Origin of the sequence: Thioclava atlantica (assembly GCF_000737065.1) — a bacterium.
GTDB classification, from domain to species: domain Bacteria; phylum Pseudomonadota; class Alphaproteobacteria; order Rhodobacterales; family Rhodobacteraceae; genus Thioclava; species Thioclava atlantica.
Genome location: NZ_AQRC01000022.1, coordinates 18,544 through 28,123 on the forward strand (window position 1 = coordinate 18,544; position 9,580 = coordinate 28,123).

The 9,580-nt window shown below is 64.2% G+C and carries 10 protein-coding genes; all 10 read right to left on the reverse strand.

Going from position 1 to position 9,580, the window contains the following annotated elements:
* The 10 genes from DW2_RS18260 to trbB are packed head-to-tail and all read right to left on the reverse strand — an operon-like array spanning window position 1 to window position 9,357.
* Window positions 1-1,134: a TraB/TrbI/VirB10 family type IV secretion system protein gene (locus DW2_RS18260; RefSeq protein WP_038148828.1), complete on the reverse strand. Its 1,134-nt coding sequence runs from the start codon at window positions 1,132-1,134 to the stop codon at window positions 1-3.
* Window positions 1,131-2,144: a P-type conjugative transfer protein TrbG gene (gene trbG / locus DW2_RS18265; RefSeq protein ID WP_038148831.1), complete on the reverse strand. Its 1,014-nt coding sequence runs from the start codon at window positions 2,142-2,144 to the stop codon at window positions 1,131-1,133. The genes DW2_RS18260 and trbG overlap by 4 nt, the downstream gene beginning before the upstream one ends.
* Window positions 2,141-2,830, reverse strand: coding sequence for a conjugal transfer protein TrbF (gene trbF, locus DW2_RS18270; protein WP_038148833.1), 690 nt, complete (start codon window positions 2,828-2,830; stop codon window positions 2,141-2,143). The genes trbG and trbF overlap by 4 nt, the downstream gene beginning before the upstream one ends.
* Window positions 2,827-4,194 (reverse strand): P-type conjugative transfer protein TrbL, encoded by a 1,368-nt coding sequence (gene trbL / locus DW2_RS18275; protein ID WP_038148834.1) that lies wholly within the window; start codon window positions 4,192-4,194, stop codon window positions 2,827-2,829. Before trbL ends, trbF begins: the two co-directional genes overlap by 4 nt.
* 3 nt (window positions 4,195-4,197) lie before the next feature.
* A complete protein-coding gene (gene trbK-alt / locus DW2_RS18280) occupies window positions 4,198-4,485 on the reverse strand; it encodes a putative entry exclusion protein TrbK-alt (protein ID WP_038148836.1) in 288 nt (95 codons plus the stop codon).
* A 20-nt stretch (window positions 4,486-4,505) separates the two neighbouring features.
* The gene (gene trbJ / locus DW2_RS18285) at window positions 4,506-5,288 is read right to left on the reverse strand and encodes a P-type conjugative transfer protein TrbJ (protein WP_038148837.1); all 783 of its coding nucleotides are present in this window, start codon (window positions 5,286-5,288) and stop codon (window positions 4,506-4,508) included.
* Complete coding sequence (gene trbE / locus DW2_RS18290) at window positions 5,285-7,792, reverse strand: conjugal transfer protein TrbE (RefSeq protein ID WP_038148840.1); 2,508 nt, start codon at window positions 7,790-7,792, stop codon at window positions 5,285-5,287. The genes trbJ and trbE overlap by 4 nt, the downstream gene beginning before the upstream one ends.
* Window positions 7,793-7,802: 10 nt before the next feature.
* Window positions 7,803-8,084, reverse strand: coding sequence for a VirB3 family type IV secretion system protein (locus DW2_RS18295; RefSeq protein ID WP_009450537.1), 282 nt, complete (start codon window positions 8,082-8,084; stop codon window positions 7,803-7,805).
* Window positions 8,084-8,416, reverse strand: a complete 333-nt coding sequence (locus DW2_RS18300; protein ID WP_009450539.1) for a TrbC/VirB2 family type IV secretion system protein — start codon at window positions 8,414-8,416, stop codon at window positions 8,084-8,086. The genes DW2_RS18295 and DW2_RS18300 overlap by 1 nt, the downstream gene beginning before the upstream one ends.
* Complete coding sequence (gene trbB, locus DW2_RS18305; RefSeq protein ID WP_475351017.1) at window positions 8,413-9,357, reverse strand: P-type conjugative transfer ATPase TrbB; 945 nt, start codon at window positions 9,355-9,357, stop codon at window positions 8,413-8,415. Before trbB ends, DW2_RS18300 begins: the two co-directional genes overlap by 4 nt.
* Window positions 9,358-9,580: the final 223 nt, after the last annotated feature.

A 9,580-nucleotide genomic window follows, 5' to 3' on the forward strand; every position in this document is an offset into this window, starting at 1 on the left:
TCAGTTCCTGTAAGGTTCGAGTACGAGATCGCGGGTAACGATGACCCTGACCGGGTAGCCCGGCCGGATCGTCAGGGTCGGCGCGACCTGCAACTGGCGCTGGACGATCTGTTGCCCGGCCTGATTGATGGTATCCTGCGCTCCGTCGCGGATGGCGCGGATCAGGCGATCCTCGTCGTCGGTCGCCAGTTCCGTGCCGATGCCGAGCAGCGTGGACAGCCCCGCCGCTTTCATCAGATCCCACCAGTGGTAATCAACGCCATCTTCCAGCCCGGCATTGCCGGAAGCGTCCGCACCGGGCTGGCGCTCCAGCACGATGGAGCGGCCGTTGGGCAGGATCAGGCGGTTCCAGACCAGCAGCACGCGGCGCTGACCGAATTGCACGCCCGCATCATACTGGCCGATGATGCGGGTTCCTTGCGGGATCAGCAGCAGACTGCCGGTCGGACTGTCATAGACATTCTCCGTCACCTGCGCGGTGATCTGCCCCGGCAGATCAGAGCGGATGCCGGTAATCATCGCCGCCGGAATCACTGCCCCGGCCTGCAGGATGTAGGGCGAGGCAGGCGCCATGATCCGATCCATGGCAACGGTCTGCCGATCCACAGGACCATTGAGGAAAGCTGTGTGCCGGTCCTGCGTTTCAGGTTGGGCACCAAGGTCCGGCCCCACAAGCCCCGGAATCGTTGAGCCAGCTGTCGTCGCCACTCTTGGCCCGGACTGGAAGAACACGGTGCTAAGACGTGCGGCTTCTTCCTCGGCAAGCCGGCGCTCTTCGGCAGGATCGCGGGCAGGCGTCGCCATGGCGGGCGGCGTGACGGGCTGACCCCGGTTCTGGGCATCCAGGATCGGGCCACCGAGATCGCCCGGCAATGCCGGCCCCAGGACCGGCCCGGTATAATCCTTCGGCAGACCTGCCAGTCCATCTGCCGTGGCGCGGTTCTCGGTCGAATAGAGTTCTTCACCGTTTCCGCTCATATCGCGCGTCTGGAGCGCATAGATCAGCGCCCCGCCGATGCCGAGGAGCGCAACAGCTCCGGCACCGGCCAGCATCTTGCGCGACAGGCGCGTGACGCGCGGCGGCTCGGCACGCAGACGCATCGGCGTTGGGTTGGTGGTAGCCTCTTCACTCATGACGGTTGCTCTCCGGCTTTAGCGGGCTGGGCAGCTTGTCTTTGCTCGATGCGAACGATCCTGACCGTCTGCTGCTGCTTGCCGCTACCAAGACGCAGCTCAGCCGCTCCGAACAGCCGATCGACGATCAAGATGTTCTGGTGAACACGGGAATTGACGATCTGGGTCTCGCCCTCGGAACCGATGACGAAAATCGGTGGCATCTCTCCCTGCACGATGCCGCGCGGGAAAACGACATAGACACGGCGGCCATCATCGAAGACGGAAATCGGCCGCCATGGCGGCGTATCTCCAGTCAGGCTGTAACGATAGTTGCGTGCCGCCTCGACCGGGATGATGGGTGCTGCCGGAACGGTCTGGCGCTGACCGGCAGGCAGCGCCGGATAAGACCAGGATACGGACGGCATGTAGAGCGCCTCACGGGCGCGCAGCTCGATCATGTAGGTGCGCCGATCGGTCGTCACCACGAGATTGGTTGAGATGTCGGATCGGGATGGTTTGACGAGAATATGGACCCGGCGCGACGTACCGCTCCCGCTCTCGGTATCGCCAATGATCCAGCGGGCGGTGTCTCCCGCCGCGATTGGTCCCGCGCCGGTCAGGCTTTCGCCCGGCTCCAGCGCTACATTGGTGATCTGTCCTGGTGCTGCATAGACCTGATAGAGCGCGCCTTCCGACCAGGGATAGATCTGGATGGCGTTATAGTAACCCTCGCGGCGCGGCTCGACGCGGGCGGCGGCATTGGCGTTCTCGACGCGGCCTGCCGGTGTTCCGGCAGCAGTGCCGCCGCGTGCGACCGTCCAGGCCGGCGGCGTGTGAAGCGGCCGAGGCCGGTCATCCGTGACAGCGGTCGGCACGACGGGCAACGCCGGCACATCGGCATCATAGCTGAACTGCGGCGCTTTGTTGGTGGCGCAGCCGGCGAGCATGGTGGCCGAAAGCAACAAAGCCGCGAAGGCGGGTTTACGGAAAACCGGCAAGGCGGAATTGCGGGAAGACGCGATGGTCATTGGCTCATCTCCCGCGACCATGAAATTGCATTGACGTAGATGCCGAGCGGATTGGCGCGCAGACGCTCGGCATCGCGCGGGGTCTGGATCACGATGGTCAGGATCGCGGTCCAGCGCTCGGTCGTGGAAAGCTGCCCGTTCTCGTAATGGCGCTCGGTCCAGGCGACGCGGAAACTGTCGTTCGAGGCGCGGATGACGCTGGAAACTTCGACTGCGATCTGCTGGCGGCCGACACGGGTGAACGGATCGTTGGCGCGGGCATAGTCGTTGAGCGCGGCCGCTCCCCTATCTGTGGTGAACTCATAGGCGCGCAGCCAGTTCTGGCGCACGATGATGGCATCCGCCGGGATCGAGCGCGTCTGCTCGATGAAACGGCCAAGATGGAAGGCGATCTGCGGATCGGTCGGGCGGTAATCGGCCGTGGCTGCGGTGATGGCCTGGGCCTGGCCGAGATTATCGACCTGCACCACCCAGGGCACGACCGTCCCGCGCGCCGATTGCCAGACCAGAGCAGAGGCGAAACCGGCCGAGAGGATCAGTGAGCCGAAGGCCATGATGCGCCAGTTCTTAGCCTGCACGCGAGCCGAACCGATACGCTCGTCCCAGGCCTGGGCAGCTTTCTGATAGGGCGTCTCGGGTTCGGGCGATTTGCCGTAATGGGCCGATGGACGTTTGAAGATGTTCATGAGCGGTCACTTTCAGAAAGATTGATGGAGGAGCCGCCGCCATGGCTGTCGCCAGCGCGCACGGCATGGGCGGCCATCGACGTGCCGTGACTGAGTGTCTGCTTGCGCTGCATCTGCTTTGCCCATGCCGGAGAGCCGCCAGCCTGCGCGGCGGGCGATGGGCCAGCACTCGCGGCCTCGCTGGCACCTCCGACAGTTCCAGCCGTGGAAGAGCCACCAGTGACGCCGAAGCCGGCACGCGCTCCATCGGAAAAGCTGGACGTGACGCTTTCCGATGCCTTCGAGGCGGCGCGCTTCAGGGGCGATGCGGCAGCAGAGCCTGCGGCACGGGCAACACCGCCCAGACCGGAGGCAACACCGGCAGCGCCGGACTGGCCAAGCGAGCCGACACTGTAGGCGGCGCTCGCCGCACCTGCGGCGGCAGCACCACCACGGACAGCCGCAGCTCCACCCGACAGCGCCGCTGTCCCTCCCTTCGCGGCCATGCCTGCGGCAGCGCCGCCGGCAAGCATCATGCCGCCAGCGGCAAGGCCGGTTCCAACAGCCGCACCTGCGCCAAGCTGCGGGCCGCCAGAAACCAGACCGGACGCGATGCCAGGACCGAAGATGCCGAGGCCGAGAAGGGAAAGGGCGGCCAGCACGATCGCCATGGCGTCGTCGATGGTCGGCGTCACGCCGCCGAAGCCTGCCGTGAATTGGCTAAATAGGGTTGATCCGATGCCGATGATGACGGCCAGGACCAGCACCTTGATGCCGGAGGAAACGACATTGCCAAGAACGCGCTCGGCAATGAAGGCAGTCTTGCCGAAGAGACCAAAGGGGATCAGCACAAAACCGGCCAGCGTGGTCAGCTTGAACTCAATCAGGGTGACAAAGAGCTGCACGGCGAGAATGAAGAAGGCGAGCAGCACCAGCGCCCAGGCGAACATCAGGCAGGCGATCTGGATGAAGTTCTCGAAGAAGGACCAGTAGCCCATCATATCCGAGATGGATTCGAGCAGCGGGCGACCGGCATCGAGGCCGGTCTGCGCCACCTTGCCGGGCCGCAGTAGATCGGCGGCGGAAAAGCTGGTGCCCGAACCTTTCAGGCCAAGACCAGCGAAGCTGTCGAAGATGATCTGGGCGAGATTGTTCCAGTTGCCGATCAGGTATGCGAAGACACCGACAAAAAGCGTCTTCTTGACGAGGCGTGCGATGATGTCGTCATCCGCACCCCAGGACCAGAAGAGTGCGGCCAGCGTCACGTCGATGACGATTAGCGTGGTGGCGATGAAGGCGACCTCGCCGCCAAGCAGGCCGAAGCCGCTGTCGATATAGCTGGTGAAGACGCCCAGGAAATTGTCGATGACGCCGGTGCCGCCCATGGTTCACTGACCCCCGTTCTGATGCGGGGCGGCGGGCACCGGCGTCCGGCCGAGGAACCGGTCGCGGTTCTCGGCCCAGATGGCGAGGCAGTCGGGATCGTTCACGGCTGCCTCGCCAAGTTGCTGGCAGTGGCGCAGGCTCTGGCGCAGTGGATCGGCAGGCGCCTGAAGCGCCGGGGCCGGACGGGGCTGGGCTGGTTCGTCCTCGCGTGTCATTTCGATCACCGTCGCGGTGATGGCGATGGCCACGAATATGATCGCGCCCAGCCGCGCCAGCATCTTGCCGTCCATGTCGCGCCCCTCCTGTCCGGTCAGTTGTTGCCGTTGCCGAACATCCGGGCATTGCCAGGCTGATAGCCCGATCCCGGCGTCAGAAAGCGCTCGCGCAGGATGCGGCCCTGTTCGGCGGCGGTGGCACGCTCGGCCTCGATCAGGGCTTCGGAGCGACCATTGGCGGACATCAGCGCGATCAGGTCGGAAAGCTGCTGCGACTGGAGCGCGAGAAGCTGATTGCCCGCCTGTGTCGCCTGCAACGCGCCGGTCGCGTTCTGGCTCTGCCCGACAAGGGCGGACATTTCAGCGCGGTTGGTGTCAATATTTCCGACGACACCGGCCTGCACGCGCATGGCGTCCTGCAAGCCGCCGACCGTATTCTGCCAGCGGGACCGCGCATCGGCGACGAGCTGGGCGTCGGTCGCGGACAGCGAAACCTTGCCGTATTTCTGTTGGAACACCTGGTCGACGTTCTGCACGTCGAAGGCAATGTTCTGCGCCTGAGCCAGAAGCTGCTGCGTGCGCTGGACGTTCTGCTGCAAAGTCTGGAGCGAGGAATACGGCAGATTGGCAAGATTCTTCGCCTGATTGATGAGCATCTGCGCTTCATTCTGAAGCGAGGTGATCTGGTGGTTGATCTGCTCCAGCGTACGGGCGGCGGTTAGAAGGTTCTGGGCATAGTTGGTCGGATCATAGACGATGCGGCCGAAGCCAAAAGCGTGAGCGGGGCTTGTCAGCATGGGCGACAGTGCAACAGGCATGGCGAGCGTCAGCGCCAGCACGGATGCACTGACATATCGGGAAACGGGGATACGGATCATGGCAGGGTCTCCTTTTCTTGGCTGTCATCTGGATGGATTTGATCCGGCGCGACCGGCCGAGCAGGCTCTGTCCGTTCGACAAGATTGGTAAGGTTCGGGATCAGATCGACGGCCCATTCGACGCCGCGATCGCGCAGCCAGGCCGCGAGAAAACCGTCCTGCCCATGCTCGGCGACGAGTTCGGCGATACGGGTCTGATCGGATTTGGATGATGCGGCGCAGAGCGCGAGACCGACTTCGCTGAGGCCAAGCTCGAACAGGCGATTGCCGCGCCGCGATTGGCAGTAGTAGTCCCGCTTGGGCGTGGCCCGCGCGAGGATCTCGATTTGCCGGTCATTGAGGCCGAAGCGGCGGTAGATTGCCGTGATCTGCGGCTCGATGGCGCGTTCATTCGGGAGAAGCAGCCGCGTCGGGCAGCTTTCGATGATGGCGGGCGCGATATTGCTGCCGTCAATGTCCGAGAGCGACTGCGTGGCGAAGATGACGGAAGCGTTCTTCTTCCTGAGTGTCTTCAGCCATTCGCGGAGCTGATTGGCGAACCCCTCATCATCGAGCGCCAGCCAGCCTTCGTCGATGATGAGCAGGGTTGGCCGACCGTCGAGCCGGTCGCCGATCCGATGAAACAGATAGGACAGGACGGCAGGCGCAGCCCCAGTGCCGACCAGCCCCTCGATCTCGAAGGCCTGTACATCGGCTGATCCGAGATGTTCGGCCTCGGCGTCGAGCAACCGGCCATAGGCGCCGCCAATGCAGTATGGGCGCAACGCCTGTTTCAGATCGTTGGATTGCAGCAGCACGGCAAGGCCGGTGATGGTCCGTTCCCCCGCCGGGGCGGATGCCAGCGATGTCAGTGCCGTCCAGATGTGCTCCTTCACCTCCGGCGTGATGGTCATGCCTTCACGCATCAGGATCGCGGCGATCCAGTCAGCGGCCCATGACCGCTCATAGGCATCATCGATCTGCGCCAGCGGTTGCAGGGAAACGGAAACCTCCGATCCCTCGGTCAACCCACCGCCGAGATCATGCCAGTCGCCCCCCATGGCGAGCGCGGATGCCCGGATCGATCCCCCGAAATCGAAAGCGAAAATCTGGCTGCGATCATAGCGGCGAAATTGCAACGCCATCAGCGCCAGCAGCACGGACTTGCCCGCGCCGGTCGGGCCGACGACGAGGGTATGGCCCACGTCGCCGACATGAAGGGAAAGCCGGAACGGAGTCGAACCTTCGGTCTTGCCGTACAGCAAGGGGGGCGCTCCGAGATGTTCGTTCCGTTCCGGCCCCGCCCACACGGCCGATAGAGGGATCATGTGGGCGAGGTTGAGCGTCGAGATCGGCGGCTGCCGGACATTGGCGTAGGCATGTCCGGGGATCGAGCCTAGCCAGGCATCGACGGCATTGACAGTTTCCGGCATGGCCGTGAAGTCACGGCCCTGAATGATCTTCTCGACCAGACGCAGCTTCTCGTCGGCGATACGGGGGTCGGCGTCCCAGACGGTGACGGTTGCTGTGACATAGGCCATGCCGGCGACGTCAGCGCCCAGTTCCTGCAAGGCCATGTCGGCATCGAGCGCCTTGTTGGACGCATCGGTGTCCACCAGCGCCGATTGCTCGTTGGTCATCACCTCCTTGAGGATCGCGGCGATGGATTTTCTCTTGGCGAACCATTGACGGCGGATTTTGGTGAGGAGTTTCGTCGCGTCCGTCTTGTCCATCAGGATGGCGCGGGTGGACCAGCGATACGGGAACGCGAGCCGGTTCATCTCGTCGAGCAGGCCGGGCGTGGTCGCTGTCGGAAAGCCGATAATGGTCAGGACGCGCAGATGCTTGTCACCAAGGCGCGGTTCCAGACCGCCAGTCAGCGGCTGATCGGCCAGCAGCGCATCGAGGTGCATGGGCACTTCGGGTACGCGGACACGATGGCGGTTCGTGGAAATCGTGGAATGGAGATAGGTCAGCGTGCCCGCGTCATCGATCCAGTGGCATTCGGGCATGAAGCCGTCGAGCAGCGCCAGCACGCGGTCGGTGCGGTCGATGAAGCCGCGCATCAGCTCCCATGGATTGACGCCGGATTGCTCACGGCCCTCGTAGAGCCAGGTCTCGGCGCGAGCTGCATCTTCGGCGGGTGGCAGCCAGAGGAAGGTCAGGAAGTAACCTGACACGAAATGCGTGCCCGCTTCCTCAAAGGCAGCCTTGCGCTCGGCATCGACCAGAGCGGAAGCCGGATCAGGAAATTGGCTGCCGGGATAGATCGCGGCTTCGCTTCGTTGAGCCTCAACAAAGATCGACCAGCCGGAGCCGAGGCGGCGCACGGCGTTGTTGATGCGCCCGGCGACCGCGACCAGCTCGGCGGCGACAGCGGAATCCAGATCCGGCCCGCGAAACTTCGCTGTCCTCTGGAAACTGCCGTCCTTGTTCAGCACGACGCCCGAGCCAACGAGCGCGGCCCAGGGCAGGAAATCCGCGAGGCGGGTGGCGGTACGGCGATATTCGGTGAGGTTCATCATGGGCGCGCCTTCACACCGACAGATGACCGGGGATGCGCAGATGCCTGCGGCCCACCTCGACAAAAAGCGGATCGCGTTTGGCAGCCCATACCGCGAGGAAATGTCCGACCGCCCAGATGGCGATGCCAACCAGCCAGAGACGAAGGCCGAGGCCGACGGCGCCGGCCAGCGTGCCGTTGACGATGGCAATCGAACGCGGTGCGCCGCCGAGCAGGATATGCTCGGTCAGCGCCCGGTGAACCGGGATGGAGAAGCCCGGCACCGCATCGAGCTGTTCAAACCCGCCCGCCATCAGATGAGCGCCCCGCCGCCGAACGAGAAGAACGACAGGAAGAAGCTCGACGCAGCGAAGGCGATGGACAGGCCGAAGACGATCTGGATCAGGCGGCGGAAGCCGCCGGAGGTATCGCCAAAGGCCAACGCCAGGCCGGTGGCGATGATGACGATGACGGCGATGATCTTGGCGACAGGACCTTCTATCGACTGGAGGATCGACTGAAGCGGGGCCTCCCAGGGCATGGAGGAGCCGGAGGCGTGTGCGGCAGGCGCCAGCATCAGACTGATGGAAACAGTGGCAGCGGCGGTTGCCATGATGCGGCAGCCGCGTGAAATCGTGCGGATCATGAAGGGTTTCCTTTCGGGGTGGTTGCCAAAGTAATGGGATGCGTGATGGCGTAGTCGCCGTCCGCTCCCAGCCCATCGACGCGGGCGAGTTCGACCAGGCGGCGGGACGATCCACGTCCGGCAAGAACGGCGACAAGGTCGATGGTCTCGGCGATCAGGGCGCGCGGGACGGTGACGACGGCTTCCTGGATGAGCTGCTCGAGGCGTCGCAGCGCGCCAATGCCGGAACCGGCATGGATGGTGCCGATCCCGCCCGGATGGCCGGTGCCCCAGGCTTTAAGGAGGTCGAGAGCTTCGGACCCGCGCACCTCGCCGACCGGGATGCGATCCGGGCGCAGGCGTAGCGACGAACGCACCAGATCGGAGAGCGTCGCCACGCCATCTTTGGTGCGCATCGCGACCAGATTGGGCGCGGCGCATTGCAGTTCGCGCGTGTCTTCAATGATCACGACGCGATCCGAAGTCTTGGCGACTTCTGCCAGCAGCGCGTTGGTCAGCGTGGTCTTGCCAGTGGAGGTGCCGCCCGCGACGAGGATATTGGCCCGCGTGGCGACGTTCAGGCGCAACACCTCGGCCTGATGGCTGGTCATGATCCCGGCGTTTACATAGTCGTCGAGCGTGAACACCGCGACGGCGGGCTTGCGGATGGCAAAGGTCGGCGCCGTGACGACAGGCGGCAGCAACCCTTCGAAGCGCTCTCCGGTCTCAGGCAGTTCGGCCGATACACGCGGACTTCGGGTATGAACTTCGACGCCAACATGATGGGCGACCAGCCTGACGATCCGCTCGCCATCAGCCGCAGACAGCCTCTCTCCCGTATCGGCCAGACCTTCGGAGAGCCGATCCACCCAGATGCGGCCATCGGGATTCAGCATCACCTCGACCACACCGGGATCTTCCAGAAACCGGGCAATCGATGCCCCGAGCGCGGTGCGCAGCATCCGCGCACCACGCGCAATCGTCTCGGGTTTCTGATGTGATGCGGTCATGGCGGCCCCGTTCATGGCGGGACGCGCAAAAGACGGACCCCGGATTGGGGTCGATTAAAAGAACCTGATTTAGGGCCGTTTCAACAGATGTTTGTGCGCGTGCGGGCATCGGCTGCGCACACCGACGCATCCGGTCGGGCATTCCGACAACATCCGGTCAGGTGTTCCGGATATC